13 protein-coding genes and 2 pseudogenes are annotated in these 15,625 nt (G+C 64.4%); 6 read left to right on the top strand and 9 right to left on the bottom strand.

Features of this window, described 5'->3' with window-relative positions; genetic code table 11:
* The 8 genes and pseudogenes from pilW to AC1ZQA_RS10795 all read right to left on the bottom strand — a co-directional run bounded on the left by pilW (position 1) and on the right by AC1ZQA_RS10795 (position 8,257).
* Complete coding sequence (pilW, locus tag AC1ZQA_RS10760) at positions 1-852, bottom strand: type IV pilus biogenesis/stability protein PilW (protein WP_482676897.1); 852 nt, start codon at positions 850-852, stop codon at positions 1-3.
* A 14-nt stretch (positions 853-866) separates the two neighbouring features.
* A complete protein-coding gene (gene rlmN / locus AC1ZQA_RS10765) occupies positions 867-2,003 on the bottom strand; it encodes a dual-specificity RNA methyltransferase RlmN (RefSeq protein ID WP_482676898.1) in 1,137 nt (378 codons plus the stop codon).
* 23 nt (positions 2,004-2,026) lie between these two features.
* Positions 2,027-2,452, bottom strand: a complete 426-nt coding sequence (ndk, locus tag AC1ZQA_RS10770; protein ID WP_482676899.1) for a nucleoside-diphosphate kinase — start codon at positions 2,450-2,452, stop codon at positions 2,027-2,029.
* 89 nt (positions 2,453-2,541) lie between these two features.
* Positions 2,542-4,212 (bottom strand): 23S rRNA pseudouridine(2605) synthase RluB, encoded by a 1,671-nt coding sequence (gene rluB / locus AC1ZQA_RS10775; protein ID WP_482676900.1) that lies wholly within the window; start codon positions 4,210-4,212, stop codon positions 2,542-2,544.
* 221 nt (positions 4,213-4,433) lie between these two features.
* Positions 4,434-4,938 (bottom strand): annotated as a pseudogene (gene scpB / locus AC1ZQA_RS10780) (SMC-Scp complex subunit ScpB); the annotation flags it as partial.
* Between the two features lie 146 nt (positions 4,939-5,084).
* Positions 5,085-6,146, bottom strand: coding sequence for a 2Fe-2S iron-sulfur cluster-binding protein (locus tag AC1ZQA_RS10785; protein ID WP_482676901.1), 1,062 nt, complete (start codon positions 6,144-6,146; stop codon positions 5,085-5,087).
* Positions 6,147-6,171: 25 nt separating this feature from the next.
* The gene (locus AC1ZQA_RS10790) at positions 6,172-6,510 is read right to left on the bottom strand and encodes a P-II family nitrogen regulator (protein WP_482676902.1); all 339 of its coding nucleotides are present in this window, start codon (positions 6,508-6,510) and stop codon (positions 6,172-6,174) included.
* 64 nt (positions 6,511-6,574) lie between these two features.
* Entirely contained in the window at positions 6,575-8,257 is a 1,683-nt protein-coding gene (locus tag AC1ZQA_RS10795; protein ID WP_482676903.1) for an NAD+ synthase, read from the bottom strand.
* On the opposite strand from AC1ZQA_RS10795, the gene AC1ZQA_RS10800 reads away from it, so the two are divergent.
* Positions 8,256-9,428: a GNAT family N-acetyltransferase gene (locus AC1ZQA_RS10800; RefSeq protein ID WP_482676904.1), complete on the top strand. Its 1,173-nt coding sequence runs from the start codon at positions 8,256-8,258 to the stop codon at positions 9,426-9,428. The genes AC1ZQA_RS10795 and AC1ZQA_RS10800 overlap by 2 nt on opposite strands.
* Positions 9,429-9,475: 47 nt before the next feature.
* Here AC1ZQA_RS10800 and AC1ZQA_RS10805 read toward each other — a convergent pair whose 3' ends face one another.
* Complete coding sequence (locus tag AC1ZQA_RS10805; RefSeq protein WP_482676905.1) at positions 9,476-9,964, bottom strand: low molecular weight protein-tyrosine-phosphatase; 489 nt, start codon at positions 9,962-9,964, stop codon at positions 9,476-9,478.
* A 171-nt stretch (positions 9,965-10,135) separates the two neighbouring features.
* On the opposite strand from AC1ZQA_RS10805, the gene AC1ZQA_RS10810 reads away from it, so the two are divergent.
* The 5 genes and pseudogenes from AC1ZQA_RS10810 to prfB all read left to right on the top strand — a co-directional run bounded on the left by AC1ZQA_RS10810 (position 10,136) and on the right by prfB (position 15,594).
* Positions 10,136-10,330 carry a hypothetical protein gene (locus AC1ZQA_RS10810; protein ID WP_482676906.1) on the top strand — a complete coding sequence of 65 codons (195 nt, stop codon included), beginning with the start codon at positions 10,136-10,138 and terminating at the stop codon, positions 10,328-10,330.
* A 184-nt stretch (positions 10,331-10,514) separates the two neighbouring features.
* Positions 10,515-11,048: a nucleotide exchange factor GrpE gene (gene grpE / locus AC1ZQA_RS10815; protein ID WP_482676907.1), complete on the top strand. Its 534-nt coding sequence runs from the start codon at positions 10,515-10,517 to the stop codon at positions 11,046-11,048.
* 103 nt (positions 11,049-11,151) lie between these two features.
* Positions 11,152-13,110, top strand: a pseudogene (gene dnaK / locus AC1ZQA_RS10820) (molecular chaperone DnaK); the annotation flags it as partial.
* A gap of 100 nt (positions 13,111-13,210) precedes the next feature.
* Complete coding sequence (gene dnaJ, locus AC1ZQA_RS10825; RefSeq protein WP_482676908.1) at positions 13,211-14,335, top strand: molecular chaperone DnaJ; 1,125 nt, start codon at positions 13,211-13,213, stop codon at positions 14,333-14,335.
* 154 nt (positions 14,336-14,489) lie between these two features.
* Positions 14,490-15,594 (top strand): peptide chain release factor 2 gene (prfB, locus tag AC1ZQA_RS10830; RefSeq protein ID WP_482676909.1). Its coding sequence is split into 2 segments (ribosomal slippage): positions 14,490-14,570 and positions 14,572-15,594, totalling 1,104 coding nucleotides; the frame shifts between segments, so codons are not numbered across the junction.
* Positions 15,595-15,625 lie beyond the last annotated feature (31 nt).

The raw sequence follows: 15,625 nt of genomic DNA on the forward strand, positions 1-15,625 counted from the left end.
TCAGTAGTTGAGCAGTGCGGAATCGTCGAACCGGCCCTGTTGCGCCGCGATGGCTTCGCGCGAATCGGGGAAGCGCTGTTCGAGCTGGTTGGTCCACTGCGCCGCATCCACGGCATTGCCCGCCTTGCGCGCGATGAGGATGCCGACCCAGAGCGACTGCGCGCTGGCGTACTGCCCACTGTTGACCCGGGCGATGTAGAACAGCGCCTCCTTGGCCTTGCCCAGACGGTCGAGCACAACCGCGAGATTGGTGGACACGGCCGGGTTGGCCGGGTCGAGCGCAAACCCCTTCTTCAGCGTGCTCTCCGACGCAGCCAGATCATTGGCCCGGTACTGGCAGACCCCCAGCGCAAGATAGGTTCGTACCGGGTAGCGGTAATTCTGGATGGAGAGCGCCTTGTTGAACTGGGCAAACGACTCGGGATAGCGCCGCTGTTGGCAGAGAAACCAGCCATAGTTGTGCAGCGCGTCTGCGTTGTCTGGCGACAGCCGCAGCGCTTCCCGGTAATTCGCATCTGCCTTGGCGCTGTCGTTCAGGGCCGTGTAGATGAGTGCACGCATGGTGTAGGCCGGCACGAAGTCGGATTTTTCCGCGAGCGCCTTGTTCACTTCTTCCAGCGCCACGGCGAACTGCCCGCGCTGGTAATACCCCTCCGCAAGTTCGAGCCGCAACTGCACGCGCTTGAGCACGGCGGTTTCGGACGTGCTGAGGGCCGCGCCCGAACCCATGTCTGCCGCGCGCTGCGTCTGCGTTGCGCAGCCGCCCAGCAGGACTGCACCGGCCAGCAAAACCCCGAGCAAGGCCGCACGCCAAGGCCCGGCAACAGACAACGCGCGATGAAGCAAGAACATGGGCAATCTCTCCCTCAATGGCTCAGCTGGGCGGCTGGCGTGACCGCCGCCTGCTGCATCCGAATGACACGGCGGGTGCGATCCTGCACCTCGCCAGCGAGTTGACCACAGGCGGCGTCGATATCGTCACCGCGGGTCTTGCGCACCGTGGTCACGATGCCCGCGTCCAGCAGCACCTGGGCAAAGGCCGAGACGCGCGTCGCAGCGGAGCGCTTGAGCCCGGACTCCGGGAACGGGTTGAATGGAATGAGGTTGAACTTGCAATTCACCTGCGCAGCACGCACCAGGCGCACCAGTTCCTGCGCCAGCGCCGGTGTGTCATTCACGCCATCGAGCATGCAATATTCAACGGTGATGAAGTCGCGCGGGGCGAATGCAAGGTAACGCTTGCACGCCGCCAACAGCTCGTGCAGCGGATATTTGCGATTGAGCGGAACCAGTTCGTCACGCAGCGCATCGACAGGCGCATGCAGTGACACTGCCAGCGCCACCGGGCAATCCTGCGCCAGTCGGTCGATCATGGGCACGACGCCCGAGGTCGAGACCGTCACGCGGCGTCGCGACAGGCCGTAGCCGTCGTCGTCGAGCATGGTGCGCAGCGCGGGGATCAGCTGGCCATAGTTCTGCAGGGGCTCGCCCATGCCCATCATCACCACATTGGAGATGGCGCGCTCACCCGGAGCCAGCCCGAGTTCGCGCCGCATGGTGAATTCGGCATGCCAGAGTTGTGCCAGGATTTCCCAGGTCTGCAGATTGCGACTGAACCCCTGATGGCCGGTGGAGCAGAACTTGCAGTTCACCGCGCAACCCGCCTGAGACGACACGCACAGGGTGTTGCGCTGCGCCTCGGGGATGAACACCGCCTCGACCGCATTGCCCTGCCCCACGTCGAACAGCCATTTCACCGTGCCGTCGGCAGAGCGCGACTCGGTCACCACCGGCAGCGCCGCGACCGCGGCCTGTTCGCGCAGGAACTGGCGCAGCGGCTTGGCCAGGTCGCTCATGGCATCGAAATCGGCCACGCCCTTCTGGTGAATCCAGCGGAACACCTGCCGCGCTCGGAACGCCGCATGCCCATGGCGTGCAAACCACTCGACCAGTGCGGTTCGGTCGAACTGCAGCAGGTTGGTGACGGCGGGTGCGTCGGACATGGGGACCAGGGCGCAGCGTGTGCTCAGCGAGAGTAAATCGCCATGGCCGGGAAAAAGAAGGCGATCTCGACCGCAGCGGTTTGCGCAGCGTCGGAGCCGTGCACGGCGTTGGCGTCGATGCTGTCGGCGAAATCGGCGCGAATGGTGCCGGGAGCGGCCTTCTTCGGGTCGGTCGCGCCCATCAGGTCGCGGTTTTTCAGAATGGCGCCTTCGCCTTCGAGCACCTGGATCATCACCGGGCCGGAGATCATGAAATCGACCAGATCCTTGAAGAAGGGACGGGCCTTGTGCACCGCGTAGAACGCCTCGGCCTCGGCACGCGAGAGTTGCGCCATGCGCGCAGCCACGATTTTCAGGCCGGCGTTTTCGAAACGGGTGTAGATCTGGCCGATCACGTTCTTGGCAACGGCATCGGGCTTGATGATGGAGAGCGTGCGCTCAATGGTCATACTTTGCTCCTGAAATCAAAGGGTTAATCGATCATTGTAGGGCAGCGCATGGAATGCGATGCGCTGCAGCAGTGTCCATTTTCCGTGGTTCAGCGGCCGCTGCGGTTGCCGCCGCCGGTGCGTCGGCGTCCGCCCGAAGGCCCGCCGCCCAAGCCACCGCCGCTGCGCTTCTGTCCCGCGTCCTTGTGGATGTAGCCAAAGCTGGTCTTCATCGGATCGGGCTGCGAATTCTGTGGCTTTCCGCCCGCCTTGCGGCGCTTTTGTGAACCCGGCTTCGCAGCCGAAGAAAAATTGCCCTCGACACCGCCCCAGCTGTTGCTGCGCACCACCGGACTTTTGCCGAACAGCGCCTCGACCGTGGTCCGCGCATAGCTGTCCGGCCCAGGTTGCTGCTGCCCACCACCCTGCCCCTTGCTGCGCCCACCCCGGCCACCGCGTCCGCCGCGGCTGTCGTTGCGCCGCTCGCCCGCCTGTTGCGATCCGTTATGACGCCGCGGCGGCCGGTCGCCTTGCGTGGCGGCGTCCGGAGATTTGCCTTGCAGGGCCTGCACAGCGGATTTGTCGAGTTCGACAAAATCGCCGCGACGCAGCCCGGCGGGCAGCACCACGCTGGCATAGCGCACGCGGATCAGGCGGCTCACTGTCAGCCCCACAGCCTCGAACATGCGCCGCACCTCGCGGTTGCGACCTTCGGAGATGACCACGCGCCACCAGCGATTCGCACCCTCGCCACCCGCCTCGTCCAGACTGAGGAATTTGGCCGGGCCGTCGCCAAGTTGCACACCACTGAGCAGCTCGTCGCGCGCGGCGGCATCGAGTTCGCCCAGCACGCGCACCGCATATTCGCGCTCGGCTCCGTAGCTCGGGTGCATCAACCGGTTGGCCAGGTCACCCGAGGTGGTGAACAGCAGCAGGCCTTCGGTATTGATGTCCAGTCGCCCCACGGCGGTCCACTTGGCCCCCTGCAACTTGGGCAGGTGCTGGAACACCGTCGGACGCCCCTCCGGGTCTTTGAACGAGACCACTTCGCCCGTGGGCTTGTGATAGGCCAGCACCCGGGCCTGCGCAGGCCGCAGGCGGCGTTTGATGATCTTGCCGTTGACGCGGATCTGATCGGTCGGCAGGATGCGCTGACCCAGATGCGCGGGTTCGCCGTTGACCGACACCCGTCCGGCGAGGATGAGATCTTCCATTTCGCGGCGCGAGCCCACGCCGCTTTGTGCCAGCACCTTGTGGAGCTTGGGTGCGTCTTCGGCGGGTGCCAGCACGCGACGCACGACCGGCGCGGTGTCCGCCGCCTGGTCATAGGTGCCGGAAATCACATCCTGGATTTGCACCCCGGCTGTCGGCATCGGCGATGTTGCCGCATCAGGCTCCACCGCACTGTCGTCCTGCTCGGCGGGTGGCTCAGCCGCGCGACGCGGCGGCTTGGGCGCGCGCGGAGGCCGCACCCGCAGTGTGGCTTGCGCATCGGCCGCAGGCGCGGGCTGCATTTCAGCGGATTGCAGCGCATCCACCGGAACGTGCGTCGGGGGTTCGGCCGTCAAAGGATCAGGGGCAGGCTCCACCGCCGGCGCTGACTGCTCGGCGCTGTCGGTCAGCTCGGTCGGCATCGCCGCGGTCTTGCGCGGTGCACGCCGGGTGGAAGCGCGCGGTTTGCGCACCGGGGCTTCGACTGCGGCGGGTCCGTCGGCCAATGCCTGCACAGCCTCGGTCGCTGCGGGAATCTCGGGCGTCTCGGTGGGGTCGGAATTGCTCATGGTGCGATCCGTTTGGGTTCAGTCGGTGGGCAACGCGCCGAACGGCACACTGCGATGGGAAATCGGGGATGGCTGCCCGTTGTCCGGAACACCAGGCCCAGCTTGGCTGTCGCCTGGTGCGTGCGCCTGGGTCGGTGCGATGTCCTGCGCATCGTCGGTCATGCCGAGTTCGGGCAGGCGCTGCTGCAGGCCGTCGAAACTGGGCGGGGTTTCGCCGCGTTCTCCGAGCGGCGGCAGCATGTCGAGCGCCTTCAGGCCGAGATCATCGAGAAACTGCTGGGTCGTGGCCAGCAGTGCCGGTCGGCCCGGCGCCTCACGGTGACCGATCACCTCGACCCAGCCGCGATCCTCGAGCTGGCGGATGATCTGGGTGTTCACCACCACGCCACGGATCTCTTCGATATCGCCCCGGGTGACGGGTTGGCGGTAGGCGATGATGGCCAGAGTTTCGAGCACGGCGCGCGAATATTTTTGCGGCTTTTCAGGGTAGAGCCGATCGAGAAAAGGCTGCATTTCGGCACGACTCTGGAAGCGCCAGCCCTGGGCCAGTTGGGCGAGTTCCACGCCACGGCCCTGCCAGTCGGTGCGCAACTCATCGAGCAGCGCGCGCACGGTGTCGGCGGCGATGGTGTCGTCGAACAGGCGTCGCAACTCGGCGACGGACAAGGCTTGGGAAGCACAGATCAGCGCAGTCTCGAGGACGCGCTTGGCCTCATGCGTGTTCATAAAGTCCCGGTATGAGGCGACGACAGTCGGCAGGTTTCCGCTGTGCCGCAGGTGCCCGAAGGCAGGCGCTGTGCAAGATTGAATGCGCCCGATGTGTTTTCAGTTGATTTTAATCCCTGCGGCGGCAGTTCCCGACGCCGGGCGGATCAGGCGCCGACCGGCTGCGCTGCAGGCACGGGTGGGTAGAACGCGTCGGCATGCAGGTCGCGCTCGGAGACACCGCGCTCCAGCAAGGACGCGCTGATCGCTTCGACCATGGCCGGCGGACCCGCGAGATAGACCTTGGCACCCGTGAAATCGGTCACTTGCTCCAGCAGATAGGCCCCGAGGGGCCGATGCACCGCCTGCGGCGGATCACCGTCCTGCGCTTCGTCGAGTGCGATGTGATAGCTGAAATTGCGGTAGCCGCGGCGCATCTGTTCCATCTGCTCCAGGCCGTACACATCGGCCTGATTGCGAAAGCCCGCGAACAACATCACAGGTTCGAGCTTGCCGTTGTCCAGCGCGGTCTGCACCACGCTGAGCATGGGGGCCAGGCCGGTGCCGCCGCCCACCGCGACCAGCGGACCCTCGTGGCGCGGACGGAAATAGCTCGTCCCCATCGGCCCGCGCACCAGCAACTGGGCGCCGGGTCGGATCATGCCACCGAGCAGGCTGCTCAAGGCCCCGGTGGGCGTGCGACGGATGTGGAACTCCAGAATGTCGTCATACTCGGCATCGACCGGCGTGCTGGCCATGGAGAAATCGCGCGCGATTTCCTGTCCGTCCACATTGACCACGATCTGCGCGTACTGGCCTGCGGAGAAAGTGAAGGGAATACCCTCCATGTCGGCAAATTCGATATGCAGCCGCAGCGCGAAGATGTCGGCGGTCAGCGGCTCCAGCGCCACCACCCGGCACAGCAGGTTGCGCTCGGGGTGGGTGATGAGATCGTCGCTGTCGGTCAGGCGAATGGTGATGTCTTCGTGCAGCACCGCACGGCAGGCCAGAATGACCCCGGCGGCCTTCTGGGCCTCCGGCAGCGCCTTGGGATCGTAGGTTTTCAGCGTGACATTGCCCGATTCCAGGAAGCATTTGCACGAGCCGCATTCCCCGGATCTGCAGGAGTAACGGATGGGAACCTGGTGCTTGCGCAGCAGCTTGAGCAGGTTTTCTTCCGGATCGGCAAGCAGGTCGGTGCCCGAAGGCAGGATGTGAACGCGCGGCATGGGGGCGACTGGAACTCCAGACAGATCAAACCGCGACTTCGCCGGTCTCGCCGGTGCGGATGCGCACGACCTGCTCGACACTGGTGACGAAAATCTTGCCGTCGCCAATCTTGCCGGTCCGCGCCGCTTTCACGATGGACTCGATGGCGCGATCCACCTGATCTTCCTTGACCACGGCCTCCACCCTCACCTTGGGCAGAAAGTCCACCACATACTCGGCGCCACGGTACAGCTCGGTATGCCCTTTCTGCCGCCCGAAGCCCTTGACCTCGGTCACCGTCAGGCCGGTCACCCCGATTTCGGCCAGCGCCTCGCGCACTTCGTCGAGCTTGAACGGTTTGATGATGGCGGTGATGAGTTTCATGTCGGGCTCCTGGGTGTTGGATCTAAAAGCGAAATTTAACTGCTGATGCGCAAAGCGGCAGAAATCAGAACGATTCCCGGAATTTTGAGGTGATGGGATAGCGCCAGTCGCGCCCGAAGGCGCGGTGGGTGATGCGGATGCCCGGCGGGGCCTGACGCCGCTTGTATTCCGCCAGCTTGAGCAGATGCACCACCCGCTGCACATCGGCCCGCGCGTAGCCCGCAGCCAGAATGGTTTCGGCGCTCTGGTCCTGCTCCATGTAGCGCTGCAGGATGCCGTCGAGCAAGTCGTAGGGTGGCAGACTGTCCTGGTCGGTCTGGTCGGGGCGCAGTTCGGCGCTGGGCGGGCGGGTGATGATGCGCTGCGGAATGACCTCGGCCTGCCCCTGCGCTGCCGCGTGCGCGTTGCGCCAGCGCGCCAGCTCCCACACCAGGGTCTTGGTCACATCCTTGATCACCGCAAAACCGCCCGCCATGTCGCCGTACAGCGTGGCGTAACCCATCGCCATCTCGCTCTTGTTGCCGGTGGTCAGCACGATGCGGCCGCTGTTGTTCGACAGGGCCATCAGCAGGGTGCCGCGGATGCGCGCCTGGATGTTTTCCAGCGTGGTATCGCCCGGATGCGGCTGCAGCAGCGTTGAGAGCGCGCTGCGGAACGCGTCGAACAGCGGGGTGATCGGCAGCACGTCGTACTGCACGCCCAGGCGTTGCGCCATGTCGGCGGCGTCGTCGAGCGAGATCTGCGCGGTGTACTGCGACGGCATCATCACCGCGCGCACCTTGTCCGCGCCGAGCGCATCGACCGCAATGGCCAGCACCAGCGCCGAATCCGCCCCGCCGGACAGGCCGATGAGCGCGCCGGGAAAGCCGTTCTTGCCGAGGTAGTCGCGCACCCCGAGCACCAGCGCGTCGTACACCTCGGCGTGATCGGGCTTGAGCGCGGCCACATGCGCCGGCTCCTGCCGCAGCACCTCGCCACCAGCCACATCGACCAGCAGGATGTGCTCCTCGAACTGCGGTGCGCGCGCCACCAGCTCACCTGTGCGATCGAGCACGAACGAGGCGCCGTCGAACACGATCTCGTCCTGGCCGCCAACCATCTGCGACGCCACCAGCGCCATGTCGTTTTCCAGGCAGCGCTGGCGCATCACCCGCTCGCGCTCCGCTGTCTTGCCGCGATGATACGGCGAGGCGTTGAGCACCAGCAGCACCTGCGCCCCGGCCGCCCTGGCCCTGCGCGGCGCATGCGGCAGCCAGGCGTCCTCGCAGATATTGATGCCGAAATGCGTCCCGCCGACCTCGAACACCACCGCCTGATCGCCCGAGGCGAAATAGCGTCGCTCGTCGAACACCTGATAGTTGGGCAGTTCGTGCTTGCAATACGTGGCTTCCACCACGCCGCCGCGCAGCAAAGACGCCGCGTTGCAGGCCACGGCCTGCTGGGTCGACGCCAGGCGTGGCGCCTCCATCCCGGCCAGCGCCAGCGGATGCCCGACCACCAGACAAAATTCCGGCAGGTCCGACAGGTCATGGGCAAGCTGCTTCAATGCGTCTGCACTGGCGCGCAGAAACGCCGGACGCAGCAGCAGATCCTCCGGGGGATAGCCGGTCAACGCCAGTTCCGGGGTCAACACCACCTGCGCGCCCAGGGCGTGGGCGCGGCGCGACAGGTGCGTGATCTGCGCGGCGTTTCCCGCCAGATCGCCCACTACCGGATTGCACTGCAAAACAGCGAGTCGAATGGTCATGGATGAGGATTTTCGCACCGAGTTGCTGGACGCAGTGGGCGCACTGCCTGCCGCGCAGTGGGACGCGCTGGCACAGGCCACCCCGGGCACCACGCCCTTCCAGTGCCACGCCTGGCTCAGCGCGCTCGAGCGCACCAAATGCGTGGGTGCAAACACCGGCTGGCAGCCCGTCGTGCTGGCCCTGCGCGACCGCAGCGACCAACTCGCCGCCGCCTGCGCGCTGTACGTGAAATCCCATTCCTACGGCGAATATGTGTTCGACTGGGCCTGGGCGCGCGCCCATGCGGAGCACGGCCTGCCCTATTACCCCAAGCTGCTGCTCGCCGTGCCCTTCACCCCGGTGGGAGGCGCCAAACTGCTGGGGCGCGATGCGACTGCGCGCAAGGCCCTGTTGCGCAGCATTCTGGCTGTTGCCAAACGCAGCGGATTCAGCTCGTTCCACGCACTGTTTCTCGATCCGCAGGAAGCGCAGTGGTTTGATGCGCTCGGGCTGCTGCCACGCACCACGATTCAGTTTCACTGGCGCAACCCGCCCGCCGAAAACACCGCGCCCTGGGCTGACTTCGACGCATTTCTGTGCAGTCTGCGGCATGACAAGCGCAAGAAAATTCGCCAGGAGCAGCGTCAGGTGCGGGATGCCGGTGTGGTGTTCCACGCGCTGCAGGGCACGGCCATCACTGCGGCGGACTGGGCATTCTTCACCCGCTGCTATGACACGACCTACGCGCTGCACGGCTCGTCACCCTATCTGAATCATGCGTTTTTCCAAGCCATTGGACAGGAGATGCCGACAAATTGCTTGCTGTTCAAGGCAGAACGCGACGGCAAGCCCATCGCCAGTTCCCTCGTGCTGCTCGATCCGCAAACCCGCGTTGCGTATGGCCGGTACTGGGGCGCGGTCGAACATGTCCCCGCGCTGCATTTCGACGCCTGCTATTACCAGCCCATCGCCTGGTGCCTGGAGCACGGCTACACCACCTTCGAGGGCGGCGCGCAAGGGGAACACAAAATGGCGCGCGGCCTGCAGCCCGTGGCCACGCAATCCGCCCACTGGCTGGCGCATCCGCAATTCGCGCGGGCCATCGAAGACTATCTGGAGCGCGAATCCGCCGCCCTCGAGGATCACCAGCAACACCTGCGCGAGCGTCTGCCCTTCCGGGAGGCGCAGTAGGGCCTGTTCACGCTAATGGTGCACAAATGGCGTGAACAGGCCCTGGCTCAGGCGCGCAGCAGCAACTGTTTTTCGACAAAGGCCAACAGCCCGTCGCAACCCTGCTCGACCAAGTCGAGCGCGCGTTCGAAATCGCGCTCCGTGCCGTAGTACGGATCGGGCACGGCCGCCACCGGCGCCTGTGGCGCAAAGCTCAGGAACAGTCGACAGCGGGATGCGTACTGCGGCGGGCATTGCTCCTCCAGCAGCGCCAGATTGTCCCAGTCCATTGCCAGCAGCAGGTCGAAGCGCGAAAAATCCGCCTCTTCCACGGCGCGGGCGCGCAGGCCGGAGAGGTCGTAACCCCGCTGGCTGGCCTGACGCTGGCTGCGCAGGTCAGGCGCCGAGCCGACGTGGAAGGCGTGCGTGCCGGCGGAGTCGATCCGCACCCGTCTCTCCAGCCCGGCCTCTCGCACCTTGGCGCGAAACACGCCTTCGGCAGTTGGAGAGCGACAGATATTGCCCATACAGACGAACAGCACGGAAAATTCGGACATGACAGGCGCGCAACGACGCGAGGGAACGACGAACAGCGTGCATTATCCGTCTGCCGCGCCCAGGGTTTTGCAAATTCCGTGAAGTTGTGTCAACCGATCCGCCAGGGCACGCATTAAGACATCGATCCGGTCTGGATCGTTTCCATCCAAAATTTTTTGAAAGACCATCCCATGAAGAAAATCGCTGCCGTTCTGTTCACTTCCCTGTTCGCCACCGTTGCCATGGCGCAAACCCCGGCTCCGGCCGCTCCCGAGGCTGCCAAGCCCGCAGCCCACAAGGAAGTGAAGAAAGAACACCACAAGGCCACCCACCACAAGAAGGCCGAGCACAAGGAAATGAAAAAAGAAGAGAAGAAGGCCCAGTAAGGTCTGACGCTCTGGAAGGGCTGACGGCCTCGCCGCAGCTCCCAGTCGACATCCCCCGACAGCTCCGCTTCGGGGGATTTTTTTGGCCCGCGCGCACAAAAGGCATGCAAGCAGGCGGCACAGCTCTTGAAATCCGCAAAAACACCTCCATGGTGAAAAGGTCTTTTTTACGGCCTGGTGTTCCATGCAGACTGATCCCCAAACCCCCCCGACCGTTGATCCGCAGGACGCACAGAGCGCGCCGCATCAGGATCTGATTCCCGAGCCTGTGCTGACGGATGAACTGGCGCAGGCGCAAGAAGAAATCGGCAAACTCAACGACCAGCTCCTGCGCGCCCGCGCCGAAGTGGAAAACATTCGCCGCCGCGCCGAAGACGAAACCGCGAAAGTGCGCAAATTCGCGGTGGAGAGCTTTGCCGAAGCCCTGCTGCCCGTCAAGGACAGCCTGGAAGCGGCGCTGGCAGATACCAGCGGCAAACCCGAAGTGCTCAAGCAAGGCGTGGAACTCACCCTGAGCCAACTCAAGTCGGCCTTCGAGCGCAATCGCCTGCAGGAAATTGCTCCGGCTGCCGGTGACAAGTTCGACCCCGCGCTGCACCAGGCCATCTCGGTGCAACCCGCCGAGCAGGCGGCAGGCACGGTGGTCACGGTGCTGCAGAAGGGCTACCGGATTGCAGATCGCACGCTGCGACCCGCATTGGTCACCGTGGCGCAATAAACCCTGCCCTGGTTCCTCCTGCGATGCACACCTGACACGCAGGCTTGAATTCGCGGCAGACCTCCTTATTTAGAGAGCAGTCAGAAATCAGCGCCACGCGGCGCGGCACAAACGGAGAATTCCCATGGCAAAAATCATCGGCATCGACCTCGGCACCACCAACTCCTGCGTGGCGGTGATGGAGGGCAACACGCCCAAGGTCATTGAAAACAGCGAAGGTGCTCGCACCACGCCGTCCATCGTCGCCTACATGGAAGACGGCGAAATTCTGGTGGGCGCGTCGGCAAAGCGCCAGTCGGTCACCAACCCCAAGAACACGCTCTACGCAGTCAAGCGCTTGATCGGCCGCAAGTTCGAAGAAAAAGAAGTCCAAAAAGACATCGACCTGATGCCTTACAAAATCGTCCGCGCCGACAACGGTGACGCCTGGGTGGAAGTGCGCGGCAAGAAGCTCGCGCCGCCGCAGATCAGCGCCGAAGTGCTGCGCAAGATGAAAAAGACCGCCGAGGACTACCTCGGCGAGCCGGTGACCGAAGCGGTGATCACCGTGCCGGCCTACTTCAACGACAGCCAGCGCCAGGCCACCAAGGATGCCGGCCGCATCGCCGGGCTCGATGTCAAGCGCATCATCAACGAGCCAACCGCCGCGGCACTGGCCTTCGGTCTGGACAAGCACGGCAAGGGTGACCGCAAGATCGCGGTGTACGACCTGGGTGGTGGCACGTTCGACATTTCCATCATCGAAATCGCCGATGTCGAAGGCGAAAAGCAGTTCGAGGTGCTGTCCACCAACGGCGACACCTTCCTCGGCGGGGAAGACTTCGACCAGCGCATCATCGACTACATCATCACCGAGTTCAAGAAAGAACAGGGCGTCGACCTCAGCAAGGACGTGCTCGCGCTGCAGCGCCTGAAGGACGCGGCAGAAAAAGCCAAGATCGAGCTGTCGAGCTCCACCCAGACCGAGATCAACCTGCCCTATGTGACCGCAGATGCCTCCGGGCCGAAGCACCTGAACCTCAAGCTCACCCGCGCCAAGCTGGAGTCGCTGGTCGAAGAGCTGATCGAACGCACGATTGCGCCCTGCCGCACCGCCATCACCGATGCCGGTGTGAAGGTCGGCGACATCGACGACGTGATCCTGGTCGGCGGCATGACCCGCATGCCCAAGGTGCAGGAGAAGGTGAAAGAGTTCTTCGGCAAGGAACCGCGCAAGGACGTGAACCCCGACGAGGCCGTTGCCGTGGGCGCCGCCATCCAGGGCTCGGTGCTGGCGGGCGACCGCAAGGACGTGCTGCTGCTCGACGTCACCCCGCTGTCGCTGGGCATCGAGACCATGGGCGGCGTGATGACCAAGATGATCACCAAGAACACCACGGTGCCGACCAAGCACGCCCAGGTGTTCTCCACGGCCGACGACAACCAGCCTGCGGTGACGGTCAAGGTGTTCCAGGGCGAGCGCGAAATGGCGGCCGGCAACAAGCTGCTGGGCGAGTTCAACCTGGAAGGCATTCCGCCGGCCCCGCGCGGCACGCCGCAGATCGAAGTGACCTTCGACATCGATGCCAACGGCATTCTGCACGTCAGCGCCAAGGACAAGGGCACCGGCAAGGAGAACAAGATCACCATCAAGGCCAACTCCGGTCTGAGCGAAGAAGAAGTGCAACGCATGGTGCGCGACGCCGAGATGAATGCGGAAGAAGACCACAAGAAGCGTGAATTGGTCGACGCCCGCAACCAGGCAGACGCTGCAGTGCACAGCGTGCGCAAGTCGCTCACCGAATACGGTGACAAGCTGGATGCTGGCGAAAAGTCGTCCATCGAAGATGCCCTGAAAGCGGCCGAAGAAGCCATCAAGTCGGAAAACAAGGCCGATATCGAAGCCAAGACCGCGGCACTCTTGAGCGCCAGCCAGAAACTGGGCGAAAAGATGTATGCCAGCCAGGCCGCTGAAGCCGGGGCTGCCGGGGGTGCCTCATCCGGCAGCGGGGGTACCCAGGCCGCTGGCGACGACACCGTGGTCGACGCCGAGTTCAAGGAAGTGAAGGACGGCAAGGCCTGATCATCCCTGCGTTTTGAAGTCCCCCGACGGGAGGTCCGCCTGAAATCCGCGGCCCTCCCGTTTGTCCATTGTTTTTGAACCGATTTTCAAGGCTGAACCCGTGGCCAAACGTGACTATTACGAAGTATTGGGCGTGAGCAAGAACGCCTCGGAAGACGAGATCAAGAAGGCCTACCGCAAGCTGGCCATGAAGCATCACCCCGACCGCAATGCCGGCAACAAGGAGTCGGAGGAGAAATTCAAGGTCGTCAAGGAGGCCTACGAGTGCCTGTGCGACACGCAAAAGCGCGCCGCCTACGACCAGTACGGCCATGCCGGGGTCGATCCGTCAGCAGGCGGCTTCGGCGCGGGCGCCGGCGGGTTTGGCGACTTCGGCAACATCTTCGACGAAATCTTCGGCGGCGGACGTCGGGGCGGCGGGGGCGGTCCGCAGGTCTATCGCGGCAACGACCTGAGCTATTCGCTGGAAATCAGCCTCGAAGACGCCGCGCATGGCGTCACCAAGAACCTGCGCATCCCCGGCTGGGAGGAGTGCGGCACCTGCCACGGCAGCGGCGCCAAGCCCGGCACCAAGCCCATCACCTGCACCACCTGTCACGGCAGCGGGCAGGTGGCGCAGCGCATGGGGCCGTTCGCCATGCAGCAGACCTGCCCGACCTGCCACGGCACGGGCAAACTCATTCCCGAGCCCTGTACCGTCTGCCACGGGCGTGGCCGCATCCAGAAGCAGAAAACCCTGGAAGTGCAGATTCCCGCAGGCATCGATTCGGGCATGCGCATCCGCTCCACGGGCAACGGCGAACCGGGCATCAATGGCGGCCCGCCGGGTGACTTGTACGTGGAAATCCACATCAAGCAGCACGCCGTGTTCGAGCGTGATGGCGAAGACCTGCACTGCCATGTGCCGGTGAGCATGGCCACGGCAGCGCTGGGCGGCAGCATCGACGTGCCCACGCTGGGCGGCAGGGCCGAGATCGACCTGCCCGAGGGCACACAGACCGGCAAGACCTTCCGCCTGCGCGGCAAGGGCATCAAGGGCCTGCGCTCCAGCTATCCCGGCGATCTCTATTGCCACATCACCGTGGAGACGCCGATCAAGCTGAACGAGGAACAAAAACGCCTGTTGCGTGAGCTGGACGACTCGCTCAAGCGCGGCGGCGATCGCCATTCGCCGCAGGCCAAATCCTGGTTCGACAAGGCCAAGGAATTCTTCAAGCCAGTCTGAACCAGAGTGGATTGAGCAGGAAGGCGACGAGGGGTGCGAAAATAGCGCACTTTGCCTTTCAAGGAAGCGCCGGACCGTCCCACGTTTCCCTGACCCCCGCGGGGGGCGGGCTGGGCAGAGCCTGGCCCTGGGGGCTCACACAGACACACGCATCATGGACGCAGAACGCCTCAACGCCATCTCCAACCGTATTGCCGACCTCCAGCAGCGCGTTCAAGCGCTAAGGGGGTATCTTTGACTTCGATGCCAAATCGGCGCGACTGATGGAAGTCGTGGGGGCGCTGGAAGACCCGCAGGTCTGGAACGACCCCAAACGCGCGCAGGAACTGGGCCGCGAGCGCAAGTCGCTCGAGGTGGTGGTGCTCGGGCTGGACAAACTGACCACCGCACTGGCCGACCAGCGCGAACTCTTCGAGATGTCCCGCGAGGAAGGCGATGACGCCACCTGCGAGGCCATCGAGGCCGATGCGGAACAGTCCGCCGCCGAGGTCGAGGCGCTGGAGTTCCGCCGCATGTTCTCCAACCCGCTCGATCCGAGCAACTGCTTCATCGACATCCAGGCCGGCGCCGGCGGCACCGAAGCCTGCGACTGGGCCAGCATGTTGCTGCGCCAATACCTGCGCTACTGCGAGCGCAAGGGCTTCAAGACCGAGGTGATGGAAGAGACCGAGGGCGACGTGGCCGGCATCCGCAGCGCCACCATCAAAGTCGAGGGCGACTACGCCTACGGTCAGCTCCGCACCGAAACCGGTGTGCACCGCCTGGTGCGCAAGAGTCCGTTCGATTCCTCGGGCGGGCGCCATACCAGCTTTGCCAGCGTGTTCGTCTACCCCGAGGTGGACGACTCGATCGAGATCGACATCAATCCCGCCGACGTGCGCACCGACACCTTCCGCGCCAGCGGTGCCGGTGGTCAGCACATCAACAAGACCGACTCCGCGGTGCGTCTGACCCACATCCCGACCAGCATTGTGGTGCAGTGCCAGAACGATCGCTCGCAGCACAAGAACCGCGCCGAGGCCTGGCAGATGCTGCGCTCGCGCCTGTACGAGCACGAGCTGCGCAAGCGCATGGCCGAGCAGCAGACGCTCGAATCGACCAAGAGCGACGTGGGCTGGGGCCACCAGATCCGCAGCTACGTGCTCGACCAGAGCCGCATCAAGGATCTGCGCACCAACGTCGAAATCTCCAACACCCAGAAAGTGCTCGACGGCGATCTCGACGACTTCATCACCGCCAGCCTGAAATCCGGCCTCTGACTCTTCATCGCCCGCTGAACTCCGCACTGCC

It is taken from the genome of Thiomonas sp. DCM-2 (assembly GCF_056820905.1).

What these genes read in the sequence shown, in the direction of transcription:
- rluB (WP_482676900.1), bottom strand. Translation starts at nt 4,212, where the DNA reads ATGAGCAATTCCGACCCCACCGAGACGCCCGAGATTCCCGCAGCGACC.
- AC1ZQA_RS10800 (WP_482676904.1), top strand. Translation starts at nt 8,256, where the DNA reads ATGGATGAGGATTTTCGCACCGAGTTGCTGGACGCAGTGGGCGCACTG.
- AC1ZQA_RS10805 (WP_482676905.1), bottom strand. Translation starts at nt 9,964, where the DNA reads ATGTCCGAATTTTCCGTGCTGTTCGTCTGTATGGGCAATATCTGTCGC.
- AC1ZQA_RS10795 (WP_482676903.1), bottom strand. Translation starts at nt 8,257, where the DNA reads ATGACCATTCGACTCGCTGTTTTGCAGTGCAATCCGGTAGTGGGCGAT.
- AC1ZQA_RS10785 (WP_482676901.1), bottom strand. Translation starts at nt 6,146, where the DNA reads ATGCCGCGCGTTCACATCCTGCCTTCGGGCACCGACCTGCTTGCCGAT.
- rlmN (WP_482676898.1), bottom strand. Translation starts at nt 2,003, where the DNA reads ATGTCCGACGCACCCGCCGTCACCAACCTGCTGCAGTTCGACCGAACC.
- grpE (WP_482676907.1), top strand. Translation starts at nt 10,515, where the DNA reads ATGCAGACTGATCCCCAAACCCCCCCGACCGTTGATCCGCAGGACGCA.
- AC1ZQA_RS10810 (WP_482676906.1), top strand. Translation starts at nt 10,136, where the DNA reads ATGAAGAAAATCGCTGCCGTTCTGTTCACTTCCCTGTTCGCCACCGTT.
- ndk (WP_482676899.1), bottom strand. Translation starts at nt 2,452, where the DNA reads ATGACCATTGAGCGCACGCTCTCCATCATCAAGCCCGATGCCGTTGCC.
- pilW (WP_482676897.1), bottom strand. Translation starts at nt 852, where the DNA reads ATGTTCTTGCTTCATCGCGCGTTGTCTGTTGCCGGGCCTTGGCGTGCG.
- AC1ZQA_RS10790 (WP_482676902.1), bottom strand. Translation starts at nt 6,510, where the DNA reads ATGAAACTCATCACCGCCATCATCAAACCGTTCAAGCTCGACGAAGTG.